This window comes from Shewanella sp. 553 (assembly GCF_059338375.1).
This window is the reverse complement of the sequence record NZ_CM181701.1, coordinates 583,497-608,482: the sequence shown is the minus strand read 5'-3', so window position 1 is coordinate 608,482 and position 24,986 is coordinate 583,497. Positions and strand designations below refer to the sequence as shown.

Annotated in this window: 19 protein-coding genes and 1 pseudogene; 10 read left to right on the top strand and 10 right to left on the bottom strand. The window is 46.9% G+C overall.

Annotated elements, in window-relative coordinates; genetic code table 11:
- Positions 1–32: 32 nt before the first annotated feature.
- Positions 33–242, bottom strand: a complete 210-nt coding sequence (locus AC5YBZ_RS02765; protein ID WP_494543393.1) for a hypothetical protein — start codon at positions 240–242, stop codon at positions 33–35.
- A 445-nt stretch (positions 243–687) separates the two neighbouring features.
- On the bottom strand, positions 688–1,089 hold the full coding sequence (locus tag AC5YBZ_RS02760; RefSeq protein ID WP_494520092.1) for a VOC family protein: 402 nt from the start codon (positions 1,087–1,089) through the stop codon (positions 688–690).
- Positions 1,090–1,265: 176 nt separating this feature from the next.
- Between AC5YBZ_RS02760 and AC5YBZ_RS02755 the strand changes: the two genes are divergently transcribed.
- Both AC5YBZ_RS02755 and AC5YBZ_RS02750 read left to right on the top strand, forming a co-directional pair.
- Complete coding sequence (locus tag AC5YBZ_RS02755) at positions 1,266–1,526, top strand: DUF5062 family protein (protein WP_110455847.1); 261 nt, start codon at positions 1,266–1,268, stop codon at positions 1,524–1,526.
- Positions 1,527–1,759: 233 nt separating this feature from the next.
- Positions 1,760–4,330 (top strand): cation-translocating P-type ATPase, encoded by a 2,571-nt coding sequence (locus tag AC5YBZ_RS02750; protein WP_494520093.1) that lies wholly within the window; start codon positions 1,760–1,762, stop codon positions 4,328–4,330.
- A gap of 3 nt (positions 4,331–4,333) precedes the next feature.
- On the opposite strand, the gene AC5YBZ_RS02745 is transcribed toward AC5YBZ_RS02750, so the two are convergent.
- A complete protein-coding gene (locus AC5YBZ_RS02745) occupies positions 4,334–5,212 on the bottom strand; it encodes a universal stress protein (RefSeq protein ID WP_494520094.1) in 879 nt (292 codons plus the stop codon).
- 122 nt (positions 5,213–5,334) lie between these two features.
- Between AC5YBZ_RS02745 and AC5YBZ_RS02740 the strand changes: the two genes are divergently transcribed.
- Positions 5,335–6,552: a cation:proton antiporter gene (locus AC5YBZ_RS02740; RefSeq protein ID WP_494524320.1), complete on the top strand. Its 1,218-nt coding sequence runs from the start codon at positions 5,335–5,337 to the stop codon at positions 6,550–6,552.
- An 88-nt stretch (positions 6,553–6,640) separates the two neighbouring features.
- Here AC5YBZ_RS02740 and AC5YBZ_RS02735 read toward each other — a convergent pair whose 3' ends face one another.
- Positions 6,641–11,194, bottom strand: coding sequence for an ATP-binding protein (locus AC5YBZ_RS02735; protein ID WP_494520096.1), 4,554 nt, complete (start codon positions 11,192–11,194; stop codon positions 6,641–6,643).
- A gap of 121 nt (positions 11,195–11,315) precedes the next feature.
- Between AC5YBZ_RS02735 and AC5YBZ_RS02730 the strand changes: the two genes are divergently transcribed.
- Positions 11,316–12,227, top strand: a complete 912-nt coding sequence (locus AC5YBZ_RS02730) for a LysR family transcriptional regulator (protein WP_494520097.1) — start codon at positions 11,316–11,318, stop codon at positions 12,225–12,227.
- 247 nt (positions 12,228–12,474) lie between these two features.
- Here the strand turns inward: AC5YBZ_RS02730 and AC5YBZ_RS02725 are convergent, their stop codons facing one another.
- The 6 genes from AC5YBZ_RS02725 to AC5YBZ_RS02700 all read right to left on the bottom strand — a co-directional run bounded on the left by AC5YBZ_RS02725 (position 12,475) and on the right by AC5YBZ_RS02700 (position 18,577).
- Positions 12,475–13,764: a transporter gene (locus tag AC5YBZ_RS02725; protein WP_494524319.1), complete on the bottom strand. Its 1,290-nt coding sequence runs from the start codon at positions 13,762–13,764 to the stop codon at positions 12,475–12,477.
- A 56-nt stretch (positions 13,765–13,820) separates the two neighbouring features.
- On the bottom strand, positions 13,821–14,531 hold the full coding sequence (locus AC5YBZ_RS02720) for a hypothetical protein (RefSeq protein WP_494524318.1): 711 nt from the start codon (positions 14,529–14,531) through the stop codon (positions 13,821–13,823).
- 8 nt (positions 14,532–14,539) lie between these two features.
- A complete protein-coding gene (locus AC5YBZ_RS02715; protein ID WP_494524317.1) occupies positions 14,540–15,223 on the bottom strand; it encodes a C39 family peptidase in 684 nt (227 codons plus the stop codon).
- A gap of 73 nt (positions 15,224–15,296) precedes the next feature.
- Entirely contained in the window at positions 15,297–16,361 is a 1,065-nt protein-coding gene (locus AC5YBZ_RS02710) for a FapB/FapC family functional amyloid domain-containing protein (RefSeq protein ID WP_494543392.1), read from the bottom strand.
- Between the two features lie 36 nt (positions 16,362–16,397).
- Entirely contained in the window at positions 16,398–17,051 is a 654-nt protein-coding gene (locus AC5YBZ_RS02705; RefSeq protein ID WP_494524315.1) for a FapB/FapC family functional amyloid domain-containing protein, read from the bottom strand.
- A gap of 194 nt (positions 17,052–17,245) precedes the next feature.
- Positions 17,246–18,577 carry a sigma-54-dependent transcriptional regulator gene (locus AC5YBZ_RS02700; RefSeq protein WP_494524314.1) on the bottom strand — a complete coding sequence of 444 codons (1,332 nt, stop codon included), beginning with the start codon at positions 18,575–18,577 and terminating at the stop codon, positions 17,246–17,248.
- Positions 18,578–18,981: 404 nt separating this feature from the next.
- Between AC5YBZ_RS02700 and AC5YBZ_RS02695 the strand changes: the two genes are divergently transcribed.
- The 6 genes and pseudogenes from AC5YBZ_RS02695 to AC5YBZ_RS02670 all read left to right on the top strand — a co-directional run bounded on the left by AC5YBZ_RS02695 (position 18,982) and on the right by AC5YBZ_RS02670 (position 24,901).
- On the top strand, positions 18,982–20,142 hold the full coding sequence (locus AC5YBZ_RS02695; protein WP_494524313.1) for a PA0049 C-terminal domain-containing protein: 1,161 nt from the start codon (positions 18,982–18,984) through the stop codon (positions 20,140–20,142).
- A gap of 57 nt (positions 20,143–20,199) precedes the next feature.
- Positions 20,200–20,760, top strand: coding sequence for a SprT family zinc-dependent metalloprotease (locus AC5YBZ_RS02690; protein WP_494524312.1), 561 nt, complete (start codon positions 20,200–20,202; stop codon positions 20,758–20,760).
- Positions 20,761–21,010: 250 nt separating this feature from the next.
- Positions 21,011–21,724: an endonuclease gene (locus tag AC5YBZ_RS02685; RefSeq protein ID WP_494524787.1), complete on the top strand. Its 714-nt coding sequence runs from the start codon at positions 21,011–21,013 to the stop codon at positions 21,722–21,724.
- Between the two features lie 3 nt (positions 21,725–21,727).
- A pseudogene (gene rsmE, locus AC5YBZ_RS02680) lies at positions 21,728–22,461 on the top strand (16S rRNA (uracil(1498)-N(3))-methyltransferase).
- 46 nt (positions 22,462–22,507) lie between these two features.
- On the top strand, positions 22,508–23,455 hold the full coding sequence (gene gshB, locus AC5YBZ_RS02675; RefSeq protein WP_494524310.1) for a glutathione synthase: 948 nt from the start codon (positions 22,508–22,510) through the stop codon (positions 23,453–23,455).
- 12 nt (positions 23,456–23,467) lie between these two features.
- Positions 23,468–24,901, top strand: a complete 1,434-nt coding sequence (locus tag AC5YBZ_RS02670; RefSeq protein ID WP_494524309.1) for an alkaline phosphatase — start codon at positions 23,468–23,470, stop codon at positions 24,899–24,901.
- Positions 24,902–24,986 lie beyond the last annotated feature (85 nt).

Here is a 24,986-nt window from a genome sequence, read left to right as displayed (position 1 = left end):
AGGAGCCCACGAGCTCCCCCCCCCACACAAATTTAATAGGATGCTTGAGTATTTGGCGTCAGTGAAAACTTTTTGATTGCCCAAGTGATAGATAAGTCGGTGTAGGTATGGCGGTGGGGGTTGGTGGCATGGATGCCACCGTCGAGCGTATAGGGATATACTTGCAGCGCCCCACCGAAATACCTGCACGGAAGGCATGCTGCAGGCAATGGGTTGCCATAGAAGGTTAACGCTACCATCAATCAATAAAACCTAACTCGACTAAATGCTACCAACCAAAAATGCCAACACCTTCATTCGAAGGCAAGCACACTTTTGTCCAAAAATAATTTAGCTTTTAACGGTTCTGTGGATACCAATTACGGTCAAATCGAAGAGAGTGATAAGTCGGTGTAGGTATGGCGGTGGGGGTTGGTGGCATGGATGCCACCGTCGAACGTATAGGGATATACTTGCAGCGCCCCACCGAAATACCTGCACGAAAGGCATGCTGCAGGCAATTGGTTGCCATGAAGGTTAACGCTACCATCAATAAATAAAAACTAACTCGACTAAATGCTACAAGCCAAAAATGCCAACACCTTCATTCGAAGGCAATTGATAAACCATGAAGCTATGGTTCACAAAACAATCACCAACACCCACTTAGCCGAAGGCAAAATGCTGTAAGCTGCCCTTTCGACAGCACTAATTCGAAAACTTGAGTTCGATGACATTACCCTCTGGGTCGTTGATATAAACCGAGCGTCCGAAACCTTGGGCGCCATAACGCTTGGCAAATCCCTCGGTGGTGATACCAAATTTTGCGAGATAATCCAGTAATGCCTGCTCATCCATTGAGGTGATGAGCAGGCATACATGGTCGACATTACGGCCATCTTGCTGCGGTGCTTTACCACCGAGGCGGCCGAGTTCACTATCGCAGGTGACAATATCAATGAGGGCGGTGCCTGCGCGCAGCTGAGTTAAGCCCTCTTCTGCCAGCTGCCGCTCCAGATGGCAGCCAAGTACCTGGGTATAAAAATGCAGCATAGCCTCAAGCTTGGTGGTACGAAAAACCACATGATCCACTCCGTTAACCTCTATCATGCGCGTTAACCTCCTATGTTTTGGTGCCGTTATTCATTGCTGGTTGCTGAAAGAGTAACCAGTTGATTGCCCAGTTAAACACAAATAGCCCCTATGATTCAAAAATGGGGCTTAGCTATTTTGTTATTGATGTGATTTAGGGTAGCTTGTGATTATCAGCTTTGATGGAGCCTTTTATGAAACAAGGTAAGCACGACGCCCAACTGTTAAAACTCGCCATGGATATTGGTGTAGGTTACGCAAAAAAACGTGGCTTTGCCGATTTTGGCAAAGGCATCTCCCCTAAAGATAAAGTCGAATGTATCTACCGACTGTTAGTGCAAGATAAACTGATCCAGCCCTTGGCCACAGACAAAGAAGATGGCCCTAATATGAAGCACAAATTGATCTTATGGATCAGTCGTCAACTACCTGAAGATCATCCGCTGCTTAACTAAGCCCGATCCTAGGCATTGTCTGGATAACTAAGCTGATGCCTATTCTCTCGAACCTCCACTTGCCCCATCTCTCGTTCCACCAACTGACTGGGTCACAGCTGACCGCCGCCAAGCTTGGTGGGCGGCATATTGACCATTTGATCTCCATCAACAAGCAAAGTAATTCCCTGCAAAGTGGATAAAGATCAGCTATAGATCAAGCATATCCCCCGCTCTTAACTTAAGGATCTGCAGTGGCACTGCGCGGACTCACCAGTCAGCAAGCACAGACACTCTTACAACAATACGGTGAAAACTGCCTGCCTAAACCGCCCAAATTAAGCTTCTTACAACTGTTTGTGACCCAGTTTAAGAGCGCCTTTATCTATGTGCTATTGGCGGCTTTTTTAGTCTGTTTACTATTAGGCCAATTCATTAATGCCATCTTTATTTTTGCCGTGCTGCTGCTCAACGCCATCATAGGGACGCTGCAAGAATACTCAGCCCAGCAAGCGGCCGATGCCCTAGGCAATATGGTGCCGCAGCAAAGCCGTGTCTACCGCGACGGCCACCCAGTGACCATCAACAGCAGCACCTTAGTCCCCGGAGACTATGTGATGCTTGGCAATGGCGATCGCATTGGCGCCGATATTCGCATTGAAAAACAAGACCAATTTAAGGTGGATGAGTCGGCGTTAACTGGCGAGTCGGTAGCGGTTAGCAAGAACGATTTAGCCTTTGCTGGCACCTTAGTCACCCATGGGCGCGCTGAAGGCGAGGTCATTGCCACTGGACAGCAAACTCAAATTGGTCAAATTGCCGATATGGTTCACAGCGGCGGTCACACCAAACCGCCACTGATGCAGCGTATTGAGCGCTTTACTTTGATAATCGCCGTCGCCACCTTGGTGATTATTGCGCTGATCTTTGGTCTCACCCTGCTGCGTGGCGCCGATCTGTCGCAGGTATTCCTGCTTGGGGTGGCACTGGCAGTTTCGGCGATCCCCGAAGGTCTGCCTGCGGCGATCACCGTGGCTTTAGCCATAGGCATGAAACGCATGTCGAAAGCCAATGTCATTGTGCGCAAATTAGTCGCGGTCGAATCATTAGGTTCGTGCACTTATATCGCCTCAGACAAGACAGGCACATTGACGGTTAACGAGATGACCATTAACCAAGTGTGGCTACTCAATGGCGATAAATATCACGTAGCGGGCGCGGGCTTATCTCCCAGCGGCTTGATCCATAAGGGGGATGACACAGATCCCATCAATCTTGATAACGCACCAGCACTGTGCCAACTTGGATTGAGCGGCATATTAGCCAACGAAGCCCACCTTGAGTTTGACCATAACACCATCCACGCCGATGGCGATGGGGTCGATCTGGCATTTCTCGCCTTGGGTTATAAGCTCAATTTACCTATGGCGCCTTCGCTGCAGCCACAGCAAGAGCAGCTGTTTCCCTATGAGTCTGAAAACCAATTTAGTGCCAGCATTAATCTAATAGAAAGCGAACTGGTGGTATCGGTAAAGGGGGCGGTGGAGAAACTGCTCCCCATGTGCAGCCTGACCGAAGCGCAGCTTGCCCAGATCCATCAGCAAACTCACTATATGGCTCAGCATGGCTATCGGGTATTGGCGGTGGCGTCGGCTAAACTGAAACATCCCGGTCACCCTTTTACTGAGCTGTCATTTTTGGGACTGGTCGCCATGAGCGATCCGCTGAGGGATGATGCGATAGCGGCAGTTGATCTTTGCCAGCGGGCCCACATCAAGGTGGCGATGATCACTGGCGATCATCCCGTGACCGCCCTTGCCCTATCCCATCAACTTAAATTGGTATCAGGCAAGAATGATGACGTTGTCACGGGTGAGCAACTCAGCCAGGCACAACAAGCTGGCATAGCTCAGTTTGATGCCTTGGTAGCGCGCCACCGCGTGTTTGCACGGGTGCAGCCTAAGCAGAAGATGGAGATCACTGAATCACTGATTCGCCAAGGAGAATTCGTCGCCATGACAGGCGATGGCGTCAACGATGCTCCAGCGCTTAAACATGCCCATGTGGGCATTGCCATGGGACGTAAAGGCACCGATGTGGCGCGCGAGAGTGCCGACTTAGTGTTAACCGATGATAAATTTAGCTCCATTGTTAAAGGCATTATTGAGGGGCGCATCGTTTACAACAATATCCGCAAGGTGATCTATCTGCTGATCAGTACTGGCGCCGCAGAGCTACTGCTGTTTATTTTGAGTGTCCTGTTTGCCCTGCCCATCCCGCTGTTTCCTCTGCAAATTTTATGGCTCAACCTAGTTACCAACGGCGTGCAAGATGTGGCGCTGGCGTTTGAACCCGCCGAAGGCCATGAGATAGAACAACCGCCACGAAAACCTACTGAGCCGATATTCGATCGTCTTATGCTAGAGCGTGTGTTAGTGAGTGCTTTATGGATGGGGATAATCGCTTTTGGCTTGTTTGCCTTAAACTTAAAAATGGGCGCTAGCGAAGAAGCCGCGCGTAACCTCACCTTAATGTTGATGGTCTTATTTGAAAATGTGCATGCCCTTAACAGTCGCTCGGAGCATAACTCACTATTTGCTATGCCTTGGCTCAGTAATCCACTGCTGTTACTGGGGATTGTGCTTGCTCAGAGCATTCATATTAGCGCCGGCTATTTACCCGGTATTAGCCAAGCACTTGGAATCAGCCCTATCAGTGTATCGCAGTGGCTAATACTCTTAACCACTGCACTTACACTATTACTGATAGATGAATGGCATAAACGCCATTGGCGCCGTCAACGTCAACTACTGCCCATCACATAGGCGTTAAGCTGGCGAGGACAGTAACTGGTCATCCGCGGGGATCACCAATACATTACTGCGGATACGGCTCAACATGGCTTCAGCAGTATTACCGATAACATAACCCAGTAGGCCGCGACGCTGGCGCGCCCCAAGCACCACATAACGAGCCCGTAAACGGCAGGCAAGCTCATATAAACAGAGATCGGGCTCGCCCGCTAAGATATGAATATTATCTTGCGGCAAGCCAAGCTCATCGAGCTGCGACTGATAACGCTGATAAGCCTCTTTAATCAGAGTGCGAGTATTGATGAGATCCATATCTCTGAGGATCTTCGGCACCCGTACCACATAAGCCAGATGCAAGGCGCAACCTGTAGCCTTAGCCAGTTGGCGGGCATGTGTAATTACACTATGGTTAAGCTGCTGTTTTATGGCTTTATCGCTCCCTAAATCGACGGCCATTAGCACACTGTTGGCGCGGTTAACCGGATTATCGGTCAGTAACATCAGCGGAATTTTAACATGGCGGATCAGGTGCCAATCCACAGGTAAATAGTGCTCGGCATCATGAACCGCTTTAACCATTAAATCAAAGCCATGGCGAATAGAGTGATGACAAGCATGTTCGAACAGATCTTTAGTCCACACCGTATTGACGGGGATATCATCGGCTTTAAGCGATTGCAGCTGCGCTTCAATGTCGCTGTTACGTTGCTTCATAATATGCTGCTTCGCCACGGCAGCAAGCCGAGGGTTATAGTGCTCTTTGCCACTAAAAGACTCATAACTATAGGCAAACACCTCGGCCGTTTTGTCCAAGGCCCTCGCAAGCTCCACTCCTGTGGCGATTGCATCGGCTTGTTGCTGCTCTTTTTGCGAAATGATAAACACCTTATCCATGGTTCTCTCCTACCGCTAAACCTTAAGTTGAGCTTAGTCACGGTTTGTGACTTGTGCCTTGATCTTGGTCATAAAATTGACCAAGCTCACTATCATATACACCATTGCGGCAGGAGGCCAATATGGCCATAGATAGCTTTGTGCTGTCACTCTTTTTAATCTTGCTCTGTGGTCGCCTACTGGGTGAACTGTTTAAGCGCTGGCAATTGCCTGCTGTGGTGGGCGAAATGCTGGCAGGCATTCTAATTGGTCCAACCTTGCTTAACTGGATCTCTCCCAATGACACCTTGGCGATTATGGCTGAGCTGGGGGTGATACTACTGCTGTTTTCTATCGGCTGCGAAACCTCAATAAAGCACCTTTATCAAGCCGGCGGCAGCGCCATTGGCGTCGCCTTCATCGGTATCATCCTGCCCGCCGTCGTTGTAGGGATCTGCGCCGTACTCTGGCTTAATCAACCCAGTTTTACCGCCATTTACTTAGGCTGCGCCCTCACGGCGACCAGTATTGGTATCTCGGTGCGCGTACTGGCGCAGGCTAAACAGGCCCAAACCCGCGAGGGTCATATTATTTTGGGGGCGGCGGTGATCGATGATATTGCTGGGGTGATTTTACTCAGCATACTGTTTAAATTCGCCACCTCTGGCGAACTTAGTCTCGCGGCGACCTTGCTGCTTATTATCAAAGTGGTCGGTTTTTTACTGTTAGCCCCCCCACTAGCGCGCGGACTCTTGTACCTGTTCAGAGCCATCAGACCCACCGACCATCACAGCGGCTATGAGGCGATAATTACCTTAAGCCTTATCTGTCTATTTGCTTGGATAGCCCATGCGTTTGGCGCACCAGCGCTGCTCGGCGGGTTCGCCGTTGGCTTGGCATTAAGCCGTCAATTTGTGTCGCCGCTGCAGCGTTATTTAAAAAATCCCTTCCCGTTTACCCATAAGATGGAAGAGGCATCGAAACCCTTGGTCGATGTATTTGCGCCTATCTTCTTTGTCTATGTGGGGATCAGTCTCGACTTAAGCCAAGTCGATAGCAGTGTCAGTGGTATGTTAATTCTAATCACACTGTCACTTTTAGCCATTGTCGCAAAAGTCGCAGCCGGCGCCTTTATCAATGGCCCTATGCGGTCTAAATTGATTGTTGGTAGTGCTATGGTGCCAAGGGGAGAAGTGGGGCTGGTGTTTGCCGAGATGGGGCTTCAGATGAACATCATCAGCGCAAAGCTTTTTACCGAACTGGTATTAGTGATCGCCATTACCACCATTGTTGGCCCCTTGTTACTCAAATGGGCGCTGCAATCTTCCCCTCAGGCGACGTCCAAAGGCTCCTCTAACTGATACCTTGTAGCACGTGACTAAACAACAGCTAAAAAAATACCCATCAAACGATGGGTATTTTAATTAGCTTAGCTGGCGCTCAATGGCATCAGTTAACGGGTGATACTACAAACAGGAGTTCGCCTTGTGAGACCTGCTGCCCATTGCTGTTAAGAATACGCTCAATGCGATATTGCTTATCTTCTGGGTACAACACTGCTCCTTGGCGATTAAAGCCTGCCAGCGTCACCTGAGAGAACATCTTCATCGCTTCGGTTAACGCAAGCGTTTGATCGACCGTGACAATGTCACCCTCTTTAACGAAGTCAGCTTCACCCGGTGCTGGCGAGGTATAGAAGATACCCGCGCCTTGTGCTAATACTTTTAGCTCATTGCTCTCACCAACTCGTAGCGATTCGGTATCGACACCCACGGTTTCCGCTGCAGCTTCCATTTCGGCAATCAGCTCAGGAATATCCAGCTCAGCCATGAAGCGTGGTAGATAGTTAGTGTCATACACGCCTTCGTTGAAGGTGCCATCTTTTAAGATACGTGTAAGCAACGGAATATTGGTCGCAATACCTTTAATGACCACTTCGTTGGCAAGATAGTCATGCAGCTTGTTGATCACATCTTCGCGCGACTCACCACGGCAGATGATCTGGGCGATCAAGCTGTCATAGTATGGTGATACCTCTTTGCCTTCGCCGGCAATTGAGATGATCTCGATATCATCGCGCTCAGGCATCGCATATTCGGTGATCACCCCTGGGTGCGGTAATAACTGCAATATGCCATTGCTGTCTAATGCCGCTTTCTCGGCGGTGACACGCACTTCGATAGCATAACCAATCTCTTGTGGCTCAAGGTGCTCAATAGAGCGACCTGCGGCAATGTCGAAACCGGCGCTGACAATATCAATGCCTGAGGTGGCTTCGGTGACAGGATGCTCAACCTGCAGACGAGTATTCATCTCCATGAAGTACACTTCATTGGTATCGAGGTTGTAGATAAATTCTACCGTACCTGCGCCCATGTAATCGGTAGCATCGCCTAATGCACGGGTGTATTCCATCACCTTTTGCTTAAGCTCATCTGGCAACATCGTTGAGCCAGACTCTTCAATCACTTTCTGGTTGTTACGTTGTACCGAACAATCTCGTAAGCCCAGTACCTTAGTATTACCAAACTGATCTCGCAGTAACTGCACTTCAATATGACGCAAAGAGGTAACGTATTTCTCTAGGTAAAGGTCTCCATTACCAAATGCCGCAGCCGCTTCGGTAGAGGTCTTTTGGAATAGAGAGATCATATCTTCTGGGCGTTCAACAACTTGAATACCCTTACCGCCACCACCTTGTACCGCTTTGAGCAGCACTGGGTAACCAATTTCACTGGCCACGTTGACCGCTTGCTCTGCGTTGGTCAAGATACCGTGACTACCAGGGACCACGGGGACATTTTGCGATTGCGAGGTTTTAATCGCATTCGACTTGTTACCCATGGTGGTCATGCTGTGTACGCTAGGACCGATGAAGTTAACGCCGTTGTTGACACACAATGCGGCAAACTGTGGGCTTTCAGACAGGAAGCCAATACCAGGGTGCAGCGCATCAACGTTCTCATATTCAGCCACTTTCAGCACTGAATAGGCGTTAAGGTAACTTTCATCTGAAGTATTACCACCGATACAGACCAGCTTATCATTTTCATTAAGCATGTCGGCCGGCACCGAGGTCATATCAGGATCTGATGCCACCAAGACTACATTGATGTTGTTGTCGTGGGCCTTACGGATAAGTTTAACCGCGGTACAACCACGCGCATGCACCAGTACCTTTTCAATCGGCTTCATCAACTGACGAGGATCGTCTTGAACAATCTCTTCCACCGCCACTTGCATTTCAGGCACTAAGGTCGAAATAGCATTGCCGATCACATCTTCAATTTTAGCCGTCGGTTTAGGCATTAGTGGATCGATACCGCTGAGTTGGTCATCTATGGTGTCACTAAATGGATTAGTGACCAAGGCGTTCATTGCGCCCGGAACCTTAGATAGGTAGTTCGACAGTGTCGAGGTCGATGGCAAGTAGGCGGGTACCACCATCTGACCTGCAAATGGCATGTTAGTGCCAGACAGGTAATATGTTTGCACCAAAGGATGGGTCACAAAACTGGCTTGAGCCCCACCGGTACAGTCACCGAAACCAAACATCAACACTGGCAGTTCATTATCACGAATGAAACGGGTAATACGATCGTTTACCACGGCCATAGAGAACAGCGCTGCCGCCCCTTCTTTAGTCTGCATACCACCAGAACTGATGAAACAGATAACCGGCAGTCTGCGTTTAGCACATTCGATCAACAGCGCGCTGAATTTCTCGGCGCTAGCCATATCGAACGCACCCGCTTGGAATGCGGTATTGGATACCGCCACACCTGCGCGAATGGTTTGTCCCTTGTACTCAACGTTAGCGGTACCGGTGATCAAGCCACACGGACGAATGCCTTTATCGAGTGCATCTTCAATTGATAAACGGAAACCTGGGAAATTGAGTAGGTTAGCCGACATTTTGTCGCCATTTAGCTCATCAAAATCACTGAAGAATTTAGCAATGACATTTTCCCAAGTCATCTTACCCTTGCGCTTCTCATCGCGAAGCACTTTCTGGATAAGCAGATCTTGATAACCCATGGTCAAACGGTTCCAGAAGTCTTTACGACGACCAATACGCACAGGGTTGATGGCACCAGTGTAATCGCTGCTCTTCTCTTCGCTGGCAAAATACTCAGGCAGTAGACGCTCGAAGAAATAGGTCAAGATAACGAATAGACTGTCGTTAAGTTGCGGGAAACCAACGCTCTTCCACTGTTCAGTTTTGGTCAGTAGATCGGCACGGTTTGACTGCGACATAAAATACTTCAGCCACTTATAGAACTTGTTCTTATCGTTAGCGGTATCTTGCTTAGAGATAGCGCGATCGATTGAGTCATGCAGCAGCTTGTCGACAGAGGCGCGCGATAAACTCTTCGTCATCATGGCTTCTTTCGCGATTGAGGCGAGGTTGCCCACCACGTTGTCATACAGCGCATTGAAAATTAAGATGTTATAACATTGCCAAATAAAATCTTCGCGTAGCTCGTCATGGACGATCACATCCAGAACTGTCAGTTGATTAAGCTCTGGCCAGTCAGCTTGCGTCACTTCATCAGGCAAGCTTTCTAGATAGTGGATCAAGCCTTTGAAATTGTTTTCGGCGTTGCCTTTCCAGCGATGGTATAACGACCAACCGATATTGAATAACAGTGCCTTACGCGCCTTTTTATAATTCTCTTTAGGCTCACCTAAAATAAACCGCGTCAGCATGTTACGTTCGGTAGACACATCATCGCGCTTGGCGGTAAAGTTGCTCCATAACTTATTGAGATCTTCGTCGTAAACCAGTTTATCTGGGCTAGATAACCAAGACTGGAATACCTTATCTTGCTCTTGCTGGATACGCGCCAGCAGATCGCCTTCAGGCACGCTCACCTTAGATAAACGGCCATATTGCTCTTGAGAAATAGAATGAATACGGCTACGTAAGGTTAAGTAACGTAGGTAACGGTATGAACTACCGAATAAATTAAGGTGCATCGTTGGATTATCAGCAACCGATAACCCCGCCTGCTCTTCTAGAGCAGAAAGGTTCTTTGACGGGTGCAAGAAACGATTTAAGCTGCGGTCATAATGTTCACGTAAATCTTTCGACTCGCGCACAAACTGCACTGCGGCATTCTCAACCGCTTCAATACTACTAATGATCGCACGGCGAAGATTATGCTGACGCTCATCTTTATCTGACGGAGAAAAATCGATAATGCCATCAATACAACCCGAGGTGTAAAGCTCTTCTGGCGATACACCTACCGACTTAGCACACTCTTGCCATGATAAGTTGTACTTACGCGCAATGCTTTGCAGCCCTTGAGGCTGAATGGTGTTAAAAATACCATCACGCAGTGACAACAAAATGTTAGCCGCAGCTAAGGGGATGGCACCACCAGAGTAGCCAGCGCCAATCACGATACCCACCGTAGGGACATCGACGTTGGCACTTTCGGCAATGGCTTTAGAAATTGTGTGCGCTTGGTTTTGACTGTTAGCCACTTCACCCGCATCGGCACCTGGGGTGTCGATAAGGTAAACGATAGGCATAGCTAATTCAGCAAAATGGCGAATAGCAGCACAAGCGGCTAGATGATGCTCAGGCATCCATGCACCATTACTGGTGGTACGCTCTTGGGCAATAAAACCGATACGGCGAGTGCGAGTACCAAAATTGAGTTCAACCTCAGCACTGTAAAATGGGCCTAAGTGTTTATCGGTGATCAGCTTGCCTTTGAGATCGGCAATAACGCGCTTGGCACCAAGACGGTTTTTATCTAAGGTGGGTTGAATCACTTTAGCGACATAACCATCTACGTCTAATTGTTCCAATTCCTTAAGATTAGACTGAATAGTCTCTTCACTTAATAAACCGTTAATCTGCTCTGACAGACTCTGCTTACTGTGTTTTGGAAACAAAGAAAAATCTTGTGCCAAATGCTCCGCTTGAAGAAAAAGCGGATCGGCAGTTTGAACCTGAGTCGTGTTTGTGGGCTGATTGGTGCTGGTCATCAATTGATCCTCTGCTTTAGCCTCTAAAATTTTTAGCCAATAAATATAACTTTGTTATAGGGTCAAATGCTATTAAACTGGCTTAGACGCTATGTTCCATTTTTGAGACAGTGATAAAATAATGCCAGATTTGAACGGTATGATGCTATTCGCAGCGGTAGTGAGAGCTAAGAGTTTCTCTCAAGCGGCTCGCGATATCGGCATGCCAAAGTCGACCATCAGTCGTAAAGTCGCCCAACTCGAAGAGCAGTTAGGCGTGCGTTTATTGCAGCGTGATACGCGTAATTTAAGCCTTACTCAAGTGGGTGCATTATTTTATCAACACTGCAGTAGTATTAACGATGAAGTCGAAGCTGCCAAGGCAACCATTGAAAATACTCATAATGATGTATCTGGTTCACTGCGTATCGCTATTCCGGTTTCGTTTAGCCAAGAGCTCATCGCCAACCTATGCAGTAGCTTTATGCGCTTATATCCCAACGTGGCACTCGACGTCCAATTTACCGACAATGATGTCGGCTTAGTGGGTGAAGGCTATGACATCGCCATCAAATACGGCCCACTGCAATCCTCTGACTTGGTGGCCCGCTTACTGTTAGAGCGCCAACCTATATTAGTAGCCAGTCCAGCATATTTAAAAGCCAAAGGCACTCCTGCCACGCCACAGGAACTGAGCGACCATCATGGTATTTTGCTTGGCACCTCGCGCTCAGCCCCTATTTGGCCGCTAGGTAAAGGTCAACGTAAGACCATGGTTAACTTTAAACGTAAAGTCAGAGTCAACAGTGCCGTAATGGTCAAACAATTAGTATTGGATGATTTTGGTATTGCCATGCTGTCTAATTCTGTGTGTAAAACGGAATTAGCTAGCGGCAGCCTAGTGCCACTTTTACAAGACTGGCCCATCGAACCCTTTAAAGTATACGGGGTCTATTCGAGCAGACGGCAATTAGCGACGAACATTAGCGTATTTTTAGATTTTTTTACCAAACGCTTTAGTAGCCATGAATCATTACAATCGTTAATGATGTAGCATCGCCGACGATTCATCGCTAGAGGGTCATCAGAACAACCAACCTTCTCTCAACCGCAGCGATGCCTTGTTCTATAAAATAATAGACTCATTGATAACTAACAGCAAAATGGCTAGCGCTTTTAGTTACTAGCCCACCTAAGATTAGCCTGCCGCTTAACTCAAGTGCACAACAAAATAATGACCATAGCCTTGCCATCACTATGGTCATCCCTTAAACAATATTATCTCGATAAAGTCTTAACCGTTAGAAACGATACGGGAAACGTAAGCTTAATTGATAATCGGGCGAGTCTTCGGTTAAGCCAGCACCAATGCTTGTGACCATAGACAAGTTCTCAGTTAGCGCCAATGTCGCGCCAAGGCCAAGCGATGCGGTATTGGTATCTGTCCTCGTGATATCTTGCCAATCACTGCCTTTAGGACGCTGCTGAGTTTTAGCGAAAAACCTCTGGTTAAAGCTCATGCCAATACTCATTCTTTCTGACACCGCAAATGCAAACCCCAAACTGTAATCAATGTAGTCCCCCAAATCGATATCACCGGGCGATAATCCAGGTAGCCCTGATAGATCGCCATATTCTTCAGGGATAAAGGTGCCGTAGTTGAGATTAAAAAATACAATCGCGGGATCGTAGGTTTTAGCTAAACTAAAGCCGGTTGAAAGCCCTACCACGCCAGCACCCGTGGCGATATCAACAGGGTAGGTTAAATTGCCCGACTCTGACGACTCTAGCTCGATACCATAAGGATCTGTTCCGGTGGGCAGGCGTACTCTGACATTCCAAACCCAATCGGGCCAACCGTTGCCTTCGGTCATCACCCGATAGTAAGCGGCTAAACTCATATCTCCAATTTGCCCACCTTCAACCTTGGCAGACTCATATAACTGGCTCGAATTCCCCTCACCTACCGACTCATATTTATTAAGGCGATACACATAGGGAAAACCCATTTCGAACTGCCATTGGTCATTGAGTGTATAGCGCGTAGTTAAATCAAGTTGAACCGTATTAGAGCGTATTCTGTCGAGGTTTAAGTTACCTAAAAATATGGCATCCAAGGCAAGAAAACCACGTAAAACTAAGTCTTTACGCCCATAATAACTGTAGGTTATAGAGGATTCGACGGTTAACTTACGATCAAACACATTATGGGCTTCTTGCAACACGTCATCTGTGCTGCGAGAGCGATCAGGCTCCTTTTTTACCTGTGCAACCGCATCTGACTCTTGAACGCGAGGGGATTGCGATTGGCGCTCAATAGATTGCGCTGCTTGTTCCTGCGCATCGCTGTGATTAGGCTGAGGTTGCTTAAGCGTTGCTTCTTTAGCTAATATTTTTTGCGCCATCTGGTTAATGGCTTGCTGCTGCATCTGTGCTTGTTTATTGAGTAAGATAAGCTGCTTTTTTAACAATTGAAGCTCTTCAGCTTCGGTCATGGCCGCTTGATTAGGGTCATTATCGGCAGCAAAACTTAGGGGGGGCATACACGCAATCGATACTAGCAGGGCAATCTCAGTCCATTTGACGTCCATTGATAGATATCCTTGATAAACTTGTGTGATCTTAGGCAAAGCATTAGCCCTAAAAACTATAGACCAATACCCATGATGTCGCGTACCTGCAAGCCCATTAATTGACGTTCTTTTATTCCAATATCAATTCCTTGATAGCGTATTAATGAACTATTAGTGATTTGATTAAACCCACCAATAATATTGATTGATTGCATCAACTGGCCATTCCCCTCCTGGGATAAGACCCCCTGCGCAAACGATGCTGATTGCAAATCGACCCGATAACCCAATTCACCACTTTTAGCAGAATAGAGCACGTTACCACTGCTATTTACTAAGGTTTGTCCTAAAATGATTTCGACGCCGTTAGCTAATGGATCTAACGCACCCTGTGTAATATCAAGTTGATTATTAACATTATTAAAATCACCTGTGATCTGAATTTTTTGCTGTAAACCACTCGCCTGCCCAGACGAAGACAACCCTAGTGAGTTGTCGGTTAATGCCCCGTCATCAGCAATAGTAATGACGAGCCTAGGACGATCATTTGACGCCGACATCTCAATTTGCATACTCACCTGCTGAGCGACTCCTTGAGCATTGAGATATTGAGTCTGCATCAATAAACCAAAATAAAAATCTTGACCGTTCTGGGTATACTTACCCCTTTGCTGGGCCAATTCATGATCAGACAATGGCGCTTTTTCATCAAAAGCATCTAATGGCAAATCAGATGCTAAAGCAGAATTGACCAACAAGATCCCTGTTACTAAGCAAAATTTCATTTTGCCTCCTAAAGCATGTCTGCATATTGAAAACCAAACTCTAAAAGTTCAGCATCGGTTAATGGCTGCATAGGACTTAATACGTTGTAAGTTAATCTATTTCTAGGCGTCATCAATGGATTGTCTTTAATGTATTGATTACCGATAACGACAAAGACAATTCCGTTCCATTTATTAGCAAACTCTTCATACTCTAGAATACGATTTCCAAGTGCGGGATCGCCAAGAAAAACTTGGTTATCAGCAAACCGCCTCATTACAACAAAATGGCTGTATCCACCATCATTTAACAGCACTATCGCCGGTATTTTTAACTGTAGAAGCTCTTTAATTCCTACCCTATATCCTCTGCCACGCATGTTCTGCGTCGCTAAATAGCGTTTCATATCTAACAAAGAAAAACCTTGTTCTTGCACGATGTTAATATCGGCAACCTCTAGCATTCCTAACAGTACATGTTCTTCGGTTATCTCTTCCTGACCATAACCATACTTAAGAATGCTTGCTAAACTCGCGGCGCCACATGAAAAGTCTGTTCTCTGCGGTACCACAAACTCAAACTTACGTTCTCTGATACTTTGGATATTTTTAGTGTAATTCCCCATGCCGGGGATCATGCCGGTTAACATTATTTCGGCTGAAATCGCATGTTGATGAATGCTTAAGCACAGGCATAACAATAAATATTTCATCTAGTTGTCCTTAGTGATGCAGCAGCTCAAAGCATCTTGAACCGCTGCGATACAAAAAGAATGCAGTGAATAATTATTGTTCAGAAAGGATCGCGCCTCCAGTCATGCTTGTAAGAGACAAGTTATTTGACTGCAGGTTACCATTACCCGATGCCATATTTACGCCAATATTACCTGACGCATTTTGGAAAGCACCACTCGCTATGGCCACTGTATTAGTGGTTTTCTGGGTGACGGTTTCAATAAAGAAAGGCAACTGACCAGACACTGTGCCGGCTAAAGTCTGCGTACCGGTCTCAGTGAAAGCATGGGTATCTCCGTCAGGGTTTTCACCGTCCATATCAATATGCCCCCACAAAAAGGCATCATCACCGTTGTCATGAGTACCATCATCTTGCCAAATCGTTGGATAGAATGGGCCATCTTGATCGATATTGCCATCATAAGTGCCCGTCGCCCCCATTGATAACGTCACATCTGCATACTCAACCGAATTCTGCACAACACTTTCATTCAAGGTCATATTATGACCTGAAACTTGGGTGTTTGAGACTGTCGCTTCACCTAAGCTACCCGTGTGTGCAGATGCCGCCATATTATTGGCTTGAACATTGTTAGCACCAGAGGCGATATTGACTCCTATGTTACCCGAAGCCCCACTGAATGCTGAGCCGCTAATGCTGGCACTATTGGTGGAGGCATAATTACCCGTTACATTAAAGGTGCCACGTTGGCTACTGAAAATTTCAGCATCGCCAGAACCAAATGCAAATGAGGCATCTATCGATGCAAGCGCAGCTGAATTCCCTTGCACATTATGATCGCCTGCCGCCTGGTTGACGCCAATATTACCGCTGGCATTACTAAAGGCGGAATCTGAAACTGAAGCGGCATTATCAACGTAAGAATTACCAACTAAATTAGCTCCGGTTTCTTGATTGTTCTCAATCACTGCCATACCTAGTCCGTTGACCCCAATATCACCTGAGATTTTAACTTTACCTTTATACTCAAGTTCTTTAGTGACACTCACTTCCTTTTTAAGCTCAACAGAACTATCTGAATCTGTTTCACCGTTAGCGAACGCATTGGCACTAATTGCTGCACTAATACACATTACTAAGGTTAATTTCTTCATTTTCATTTCCATTTTCCATTTCTCCATTAGGATGATTTAATTCCCACTTGGTAACTGCAGCGAGAACTGATTTATGGCGGTGTTACCATCGCCAGAAATTTGGTTGATTTGCACTATGCCTTGCACATTTTCAAAGCTATCAGGCGCGATAAAAGACTGATGATTATCAAGATGACCCATAGGTAAGGCACTTAGGCTGGTCACGTTTTCAAGGGACTTATCATCCAATCCAAGACCGACAACCGCTTGGAGCCCAATGGCCCCAAGATTGGCTTGCATGTTTCCTTGTCCACTGACCTGATTGATACTGATCAATCCTTGGCTATTTTCGAACGCTAACTCTTCGATTGACGTTTGATTGATAGCGTCACCGTAAGTGCTGTCGGCTATGTAAGGGTTTTTCTGATGAGAAAGGATGACCACTTGCCCACCAATAGCGTGACTATTGGTTTGCAGGTTTATTTCACCTGCGGACTGATTAATTGCCACTCGGCCCTGAACATTAAAAAAAGCCTGAGGCGCAACAATAGCGATATTACTAGGCGAACTAAGGCTATAACTCTGATAGCCCCCATTTAAACTACCGTCGTTAGGGCTCTCCTTATCAGAGCCGTTACCATCGGCTGCAACGGTAAAGGCAATTGTGCCAAACAATAAACATAAACACCGTTGTCCATAACGTAGTCTCATTTAGCCCTCTTCATTTAAGATTAATCATCAGCGTTCAATGAATAAGGCAAACAACAGGCCAATAATTGAAAAGATAAATATCAAGAACTTATATTTTTCATAATAAAAACAATCTCAATATTAAGACAAAAAAATAACAAGACCTTGATCTTGTTATTTTTCAAAATTGATTATCGAGTCTTAATTATGAGACATTAAGAATCGATTGCATAAATGTCATGCTTATCAATTAGGCGGTATAGTGTCGCTCTTGATATTTGCAGGTCATTTGCGACAACATCCATTTTTCCACTGTGTTTTTCCATCACTTGGATAAGCGTATTCTTTTCCACTTCATCTTTAATTTTCTTCAATCCTCTAGCAAAACAATCACTATTCATTGAATTATCAAGCTCTAAATCAGAGGCTTGTATAATTCCAGTTTCGCATAGTAATACCGCCCGACGAATACGATTGATTAATTCACGCACATTACCTGTCCACTGGTGCTCTAACATAGCGACTTTAGCTTGCTCGCTAAAATGACAAACTCCTACAGCATACTCTGAGGCATATTTATGACAAAAGTGCTCCGCAAGCGAGATAATATCCTCCTTGCGATCACGCAGCGCTGGCAACTCAAGCGTTAGTCCATTTAACCGATAAAACAGATCTAAACGAAACTCACCGCGTTTAATCGCTGCGTCTAAATCGATATGTGTTGCAGCCACAATTCGTACATCGACAGAGGTTGGCTTACTGCCACCGACAGCGTCAAAAGTGCCTTCCTGTAAAAAACGCAGCAGATTAACCTGCTGATCTAATGGTAAGTCACCCACTTCATCTAAAAATAGCGTGCCGCCATGGGCTTGGCTGATCTTACCTTTATGGCGATTCACTGCGCCTGTAAAGGCCCCTTTTTCATGGCCAAATAACTCAGATTGCACTACACCTGAAATTAATGAGCCACAATTAACCGCCACAAATGCCCCTGATGCTCGCTGGGATTTTTGATGAATATCTCTTGCGATCAGCTCTTTACCCGTGCCACTTTCCCCACGGATCAGAATAGGGATGTCGGTTGGTGCCGCACGATAAATTTGCTTACCCAAGGCCTTCATTATCCGTGAGCACATGATGGTTTTGGGCTGCAACAGCTTTGCACTATCGGCTTGAGTCGCACACCTTAAGCGCATTCTAATCAAGCCTAATGCATGCCCTAGAATGCGAGCCAATCGCTCTAACTCAAATGGTGCAGTATGATAATCCCAAGCATATTGAGCAATAAGCATTTGAATATCATCAACTTGAAGTTGCTCCTTTTCAACCATCATCAACACTAAAGTATTTTTATTTAATCGATTCAAAATCAATTCAGCCCAAGCAATTTTATCCCCGCCCCTTAAGTCGAGTAGTAATATATCGGTATTAATGCTAAAGCTTTGTAAATTTTCAGCCACATAAAACTCTGAATAAATATCGTACTTTTTTAAACCACGACATAACACATCGTCATAATCATGACCGATAATGCTAAGACATCTCATATCGAAACTCCCTTTAAGGGCCACAACCCTATGACCACTCCTTATTAAACGAGTGTTTAGATAATTAACTTTTTCTATCAAAGTTAATTATCGATATAACCATAACAAAACGATTTCACGCATAATTTAGAGTAAGAAAGTATAGTAATAAAAAACCGATTAGACGGAGCGAGCGATTAAATTATTCGTCATCCATCTGCTATATAATAGCCACCTACTTGAAAAAGCTAACTAAAACGAGTGATTGTTATTTACTTTATCCATTATCAGCGTCAAGTTTAGGCAACTTTCCATCACCACTATTCTGGTGCATACTGAAGCCCAAAAATACGCCCCATGTTGGTGCTTAGTCACCTGATATTGCGTATGTTTACCGTACAGTTAACAATTGAAAGGATATGGCAATGACTCACTTGCGCTCGGCACTGTTATGTACTCTGCTTGCAACCCACATTATCGCTTTGCCCGTAGCTGCTAAAACGGATATTGAAGAGGCGCGATTACCCAAAGCGAGTGCTGCCATGCCGAATGTGGTCAACCGATATCAGGCGATGGTAGAGGATTTACAACAAAAATTTCGGCGTCAATCAGATGAGTTGGTGATGACCCAAATGGTCGCTCGTCAAGGCGAGCGCTTATGGCAGCAAGCAGTCAGAGACGTACAATCTGGCGGTCAAGATGATAGACCACTCTACTGGAGTCGCCTAGCAATGAAAATTCAGTTAAAACAACATCAGCCTGCATTTAACATTGCCCCTTGGCAGCGCACCATATTACTCAATGCTGTTGAGAAATCCTCACGTGGTTTTAGCGATATCAACTTCAATAAGCAAAGCCAAATCCGCATATTATTAACTGGCTTCGACCCCTTCTTTCTCGATCGCAATATTGACCAAAGTAACCCTTCGGGCTTAGCCGCTTTAGCTCTCGATGGCTACAGTTTCACGGTTAATGGCAAGCAAGCTCAAATTGAGACCGTCATGATACCAGTTAGATTTGCCGACTTTGACCAAGGGATCATTGAATCACTGCTCACACCGATTTATCGCGATAATAGCGTCGATGCCATTGTTACCGTCAGCATGGGTCGAGAGAACTTCGATTTAGAACGCTTTCCAGGCCGTAACCGCAGTGCCGACGCTCCCGACAACCTCAACGTCCTGACCGGAGCCACACCAACCGCACCTAAAGCACCATTACTAGAGGGCAACACCTTAAACGGCCCAGAATTTGTTGAATTTTCACTGCCTGTGGGTGCGATGCAAAACATCGAAAAACAATGGCCTATTAATGACAATCGCACTGTGGCCACTTTGGCAAGAGGGACTTTTAGCGCCGATTCATTGCTGGAGCTGCAAAACGCTACTTCGGTTGAGGGTTCCGGCGGCGGTTATCTCTCCAATGAGATCTCCTACCGTGCAGTGCTCTTAGGGCTGCAATTTAATAGTGGCATTAAGGTTGGCCATATACACACCCCGCGCGTCAGCCGCTACGACGCCGCCACCGAGATGGCTATTGTCAACCAGATAACCACTATGGTCGAAGCCGCAGCAACTCGGTTATAATCAGCACACTCAACAGCGCCCCGACAATCAAATAGGGGCGCAAATATAAGATGTTAGATGTATCAACGTATTAAAAGACTGATTAATAAAGCTATGATGCTCAAGGCTCCCTTATCACCTGCTGTAACACCATTGCCACAGACAGACAACCAAGCACGAATACTGGCCCAAGTTGACCTTTGTTATCAACAGGCTGAGCATCAATTACAGCGCCGATTCCCTCGCCCACAAGTTAACTTTAAACTCAGGGGTAAAAGCGCTGGCACAGCGCATTTACAACTCAATAAATTGAGATTTAATGCCGTTTTACTCGAAGAAAATCCAGAGGCGTTTTTAACTCAAGTCGTCCCCCATGAGGTATGTCACCTGCTCGCCCACCAGCTTTATGGTCGAGTCAAACCCCACGGCATTGAGTGGCAAACCCTGATGATAACCCTGTTTAAGCTGACTCCGAGTACGACTCACAGCTTAGATACCCGCTCAGTACAAGGAAAAACCTTCGCTTATCAATGTGCTTGTGGTCCGATAGCTTTGAGTGTTCGCCGCCATAATAAAGTCATGCGAGAGCAAACTCACTATCGCTGCCGACGCTGCAAACAGACCCTCACCTTAGCATAGCCAGCCACGAGGTAGCATACCTACTCGACAGTTGGACTAAGAGGCAACCAACACCTGTTCATCTCGCCCCTTGCTTAAGCTGCGTCCCATCCCGTAAAATCGGCACCAAACGGCCAAAGTGCTGTTAGTAAGCTTGCCCAGACCGCTTTCGTGTTAATCGCCACGGTGTCTACGCAAGCTTTGTTATCTTTTTTAGGGATTAAATGTGTTAAAGAATATCTATACTCGGCGCCTTGTGGCGCTGAGGGCAATGGCGTTGCTGGCATTATCGCTGGCGTCGGCCAATACACTTGCCTCGCACCCCACGAGTTTTAACCAAGCCAAAAACATTGCGCGCACGATTTACAGCCAAGACCTTAACACCACTAGCTTTTATTGCGGCTGCGACATCACCATCAATGGCAAGTTGTGGCAACCGGACTTTAATCGCTGCGGTTATCAGGTGCGCAAGCAACAAAAGCGCGCCAGCAGAATTGAATGGGAGCACATAGTCCCCGCTTGGGAGTTTGGTCATCAACGCCAATGTTGGCAACAAGGTGGCCGTAAATATTGCGGCAAAAGCGATAACCTGTTTAAAAAAATGGAAAGTGACCTGCATAATTTGGTGCCCGCTATCGGCGAAGTCAATGGCGATCGCAGCAACTACCGCTTTAGCCAGTGGAATGCTACGCCTGAGCAGTATGGTCAATGTGCCATGGTCGTCGATTTCAAGTCTCGTAAAGTGGAACCACCACCCCATACCCGTGGACAGATCGCGCGCACTTACCTTTATATGCAGCAAACTTACGGCTTACAAATTGCCAAAAGTCAGCTAAAGCTATTTAAAGCATGGGATAAAACCTATCCAGTTGATACTATTGAGTGCCGACGCGATAACGCCATTGCCACACGTCAGGGCAACCATAACCCATTTGTGCAAAGCCAGTGTCAGCAACAAGCCAAGATACAGCAAACTGCGGAGTAGCAGATGAGAATACCCAGAATTTACCAAGCAGGCTCCTTAGACCTAGCCTCTAGCGTCATGCTCGATGCTGAAGCGGCTGGGCATGTAGGCCGCGTACTACGAATGGGCCCAGGTGAACAGCTTGAACTGTTCAATGGTGATGGTCACAATTATGTCGCCGAGATCGTCAGTGCCAGTAAGAAAAATGTCGAAGTGAAGGTCTTAACTAAAACGGTTAACGACAATGAATCACCACTGCACCTGCATCTTGGGCAAGTGATCTCCCGCGGCGATAGGATGGACTTCACCATACAAAAGTCAGTTGAACTGGGCGTGAATACCATTACACCGCTATTTTCAGAGCGTTGCGGCGTTAAATTAGCGGGTGAACGCTTAGAGAAAAAGATTCAACAATGGCAGAAAATTGTGATCAGTGCTTGCGAGCAGTCAGGCCGTAGCGTGGTCCCCATCGTACGCCCCGCCATGGCATTAGCAGACTGGAGCCATGAAAGCAGCACCGCCATTAAGCTCAATTTACATCCAAGAGCCTCGCACGGTATCAAAGGCTTAGCACTGAATACCACGCGTGTACGCCTGCTGATTGGTCCCGAAGGCGGACTGTCGGAGCAGGAGATCGCGATGACGGAACAAGATAATTTTACTGATGTACTGCTAGGACCCCACGAGTACTGCGCACCGAAACCGCAGCCTTAACCGCCATTAGTGCACTACAACTTAATTTCGGCGACTTGGGCTAACCCACTCGCCATAACGAATGCGTCACAATTGAATAAGGAAAGAGAGATGATTAAGCTTGGCATCGTGATGGACCCCATCAGCGACATCAACATCAAGAAAGACTCTAGTTTCGCCATGCTGATGGCGGCCCAATCTCGAGGTTATCAGCTGTTCTATATGGAGATGCATGATCTTGCCATGGTCAATGGCGACGCCATGGCGACTATGCGCCCATTAACAGTGCAGCAAGATGAGCAAAACTGGTATCAGTTAGGTGACGCCGTCGACACCCCAATGGCTGAGCTCGATGTCATCTTAATGCGCAAAGATCCGCCGTTTGATACTGAATTCATCTACGCCACTTATATGCTGGAGCGCGCCGAAGAGCAAGGCGTGTTAATCGTCAACAAACCGCAAAGCTTGCGTGATGCCAATGAGAAACTGTTTACCGCTTGGTTTAGCGAGTTTACTCCAGAAACCATAGTCACGCGCGATGCTGCGCGTATTCGTGCTTTTTATCAACAAAAAGGCGATATCATCTTAAAGCCATTGGATGGTATGGGTGGGAGCTCGATTTTCCGCGTGAAGCAAAACGATCCTAACCTTGGGGTGATCATCGAAACCTTAACTAACCATGGTCAGCAATATGCCATGGCACAAGCCTTTATCCCGGATATCACCTCGGGTGACAAACGGATCTTAGTAGTCGATGGCCAACCTGTGCCCTATAGCTTGGCGCGGATCCCACAAAATGGGGAAACCCGTGGCAACTTAGCGGCTGGCGGTAGAGGCGTGGCGCAGCCTTTGTCTGCAAGCGATTGGGCCATTGCCAATGCGATTGGCCCTGAGTTGAAAAAACGTGGACTGATCTTCGTCGGTTTAGATGTGATTGGCGACAAACTAACCGAAATTAATGTCACTAGCCCAACCTGTATTAAAGAGATCCAGGCAGCCTATGACGTCGATATTACCGGCATGTTGATGGACGCTATCGAAGCCCGTATAAAGTCATAATCTGGAGCCATGATGAAGTTATCAACGCTTATAGCCACCTGCTCACTTGCTACAGTGCTGCTGCACAGCAGCGTGATAAGTGCTAATCCATTATCGCCAGAGGCGGCCCCTAGCCGTCCCAAAAATATCGTGATCATGGTGGGTGATGGTATGGGGCCCGCTTATACCAGCGCCTACCGTTATTATCAGGATAACCCTAGCACTCAAGAGGTTGAGCAGACGGTGTTCGATCGTCTCGCCATCGGCAATGCCAGTACTTATCCGGCAGCGGTTAGCGGCGTAGTAACCGATTCCGCCGCAGCCGCCACCGCACTGGCGACTGGGGTCAAAAGTTATAATGGCGCCGTGTCGGTCGATACCGATAAGCAACCGATAGCGACCATCATGGAGCTAGCTAAAAAACGCCATATGAGTACTGGTGTAGCGGTCACCTCACAAATCAATCACGCCACTCCCGCGGCTTTTTTAAGCCATAATGAGAGTCGCCGTAACTACGAAGCATTAGCCAAAAGCTACCTCAATACCGATGCCGATGTCATGCTCGGTGGTGGGCAAAAGTATTTCCCCGCCGCGCTGATTAAAGAGTTTGAGGCCAAGGGTTATCATTATCTTGCCGATTTCAGCCAGCTATCACAGGTGACGCAACCTAAGGTTATCGGGCTCTTTGCCGAGGTGCAATTGCCTTGGGCGATTGATGAGCCAGATGCCAACCGCCTTAGTGAGATGACCAGTAAAGCCCTTGAATTACTCTCAACTAACCAGCAAGGTTTTGTCTTATTAGTCGAAGGTAGCCTTATCGACTGGGCCGGCCATAACAAGGATATTGCAAGCGCAATGGCGGAGATGCATGAATTTGCCAAAGCCATCGAGGTGGTTGAGCAGTACATTCGTCACCACAACGACACCTTGTTAGTGGTGACGGCTGATCACAACACGGGCGGATTATCGATAGGTGCCAATGGCGACTATCGCTGGGACAGCCAAGTATTGCGTAACATCAGTGCCAACCCTGCGACGATTGCCACCGAAGCGATAGCCGCCGATGACTGGCGCACCGTGGTTGAAAGTCGCTTAGGTTTATCACTGAATGAGCCTGAAACACGCCAACTGGCCAACGCTCGAATGCAAGGACACAAGGTGCTCGATAACGCCATTAAACGCCTTATCGATACCCGCTCTAACACTGGCTGGACAACCGATGGCCATACTGGCATGGATGTGCAAGTCTTTGCCACAGGCCCTGCGGCTACGATATTTGCTGGGCATCAAGATAATACTGATATTGCCAACAAAATAATAAGCCTATTACCCAAGGTGATGCCAGCTCAGCAATCGCATACTCAAGACGCCCCAAAAGCGGCGGTGATAACGCCAGCAACCGTAGAGGACAAAGTGCAATCACCAACACAAAAGCCTAACGCCGCTAACGTCACACTCGTCCAGTAACAGGCACTTACCACAGCGTGATTAGTCCCTAATGTGCTTAACTTTTCAGTTTAAGTTGGCAAAATACATGAGGGGCTTAAGTGCT

Excerpts from the sequence above, each read along its gene's own strand:
- AC5YBZ_RS02760 (WP_494520092.1), bottom strand. The coding sequence starts at position 1,089 with ATGATAGAGGTTAACGGAGTGGATCATGTGGTTTTTCGTACCACCAAG.
- AC5YBZ_RS02755 (WP_110455847.1), top strand. The coding sequence starts at position 1,266 with ATGAAACAAGGTAAGCACGACGCCCAACTGTTAAAACTCGCCATGGAT.
- AC5YBZ_RS02745 (WP_494520094.1), bottom strand. The coding sequence starts at position 5,212 with ATGGATAAGGTGTTTATCATTTCGCAAAAAGAGCAGCAACAAGCCGAT.
- AC5YBZ_RS02740 (WP_494524320.1), top strand. The coding sequence starts at position 5,335 with ATGGCCATAGATAGCTTTGTGCTGTCACTCTTTTTAATCTTGCTCTGT.
- AC5YBZ_RS02735 (WP_494520096.1), bottom strand. The coding sequence starts at position 11,194 with ATGACCAGCACCAATCAGCCCACAAACACGACTCAGGTTCAAACTGCC.
- AC5YBZ_RS02730 (WP_494520097.1), top strand. The coding sequence starts at position 11,316 with ATGCCAGATTTGAACGGTATGATGCTATTCGCAGCGGTAGTGAGAGCT.
- AC5YBZ_RS02725 (WP_494524319.1), bottom strand. The coding sequence starts at position 13,764 with ATGGACGTCAAATGGACTGAGATTGCCCTGCTAGTATCGATTGCGTGT.
- AC5YBZ_RS02720 (WP_494524318.1), bottom strand. The coding sequence starts at position 14,531 with ATGAAATTTTGCTTAGTAACAGGGATCTTGTTGGTCAATTCTGCTTTA.
- AC5YBZ_RS02715 (WP_494524317.1), bottom strand. The coding sequence starts at position 15,223 with ATGAAATATTTATTGTTATGCCTGTGCTTAAGCATTCATCAACATGCG.
- AC5YBZ_RS02710 (WP_494543392.1), bottom strand. The coding sequence starts at position 16,361 with ATGAAGAAATTAACCTTAGTAATGTGTATTAGTGCAGCAATTAGTGCC.
- AC5YBZ_RS02705 (WP_494524315.1), bottom strand. The coding sequence starts at position 17,051 with ATGAGACTACGTTATGGACAACGGTGTTTATGTTTATTGTTTGGCACA.
- AC5YBZ_RS02700 (WP_494524314.1), bottom strand. The coding sequence starts at position 18,577 with ATGAGATGTCTTAGCATTATCGGTCATGATTATGACGATGTGTTATGT.
- AC5YBZ_RS02695 (WP_494524313.1), top strand. The coding sequence starts at position 18,982 with ATGACTCACTTGCGCTCGGCACTGTTATGTACTCTGCTTGCAACCCAC.
- AC5YBZ_RS02690 (WP_494524312.1), top strand. The coding sequence starts at position 20,200 with ATGTATCAACGTATTAAAAGACTGATTAATAAAGCTATGATGCTCAAG.
- AC5YBZ_RS02685 (WP_494524787.1), top strand. The coding sequence starts at position 21,011 with ATGGCGTTGCTGGCATTATCGCTGGCGTCGGCCAATACACTTGCCTCG.
- gshB (WP_494524310.1), top strand. The coding sequence starts at position 22,508 with ATGATTAAGCTTGGCATCGTGATGGACCCCATCAGCGACATCAACATC.
- AC5YBZ_RS02670 (WP_494524309.1), top strand. The coding sequence starts at position 23,468 with ATGAAGTTATCAACGCTTATAGCCACCTGCTCACTTGCTACAGTGCTG.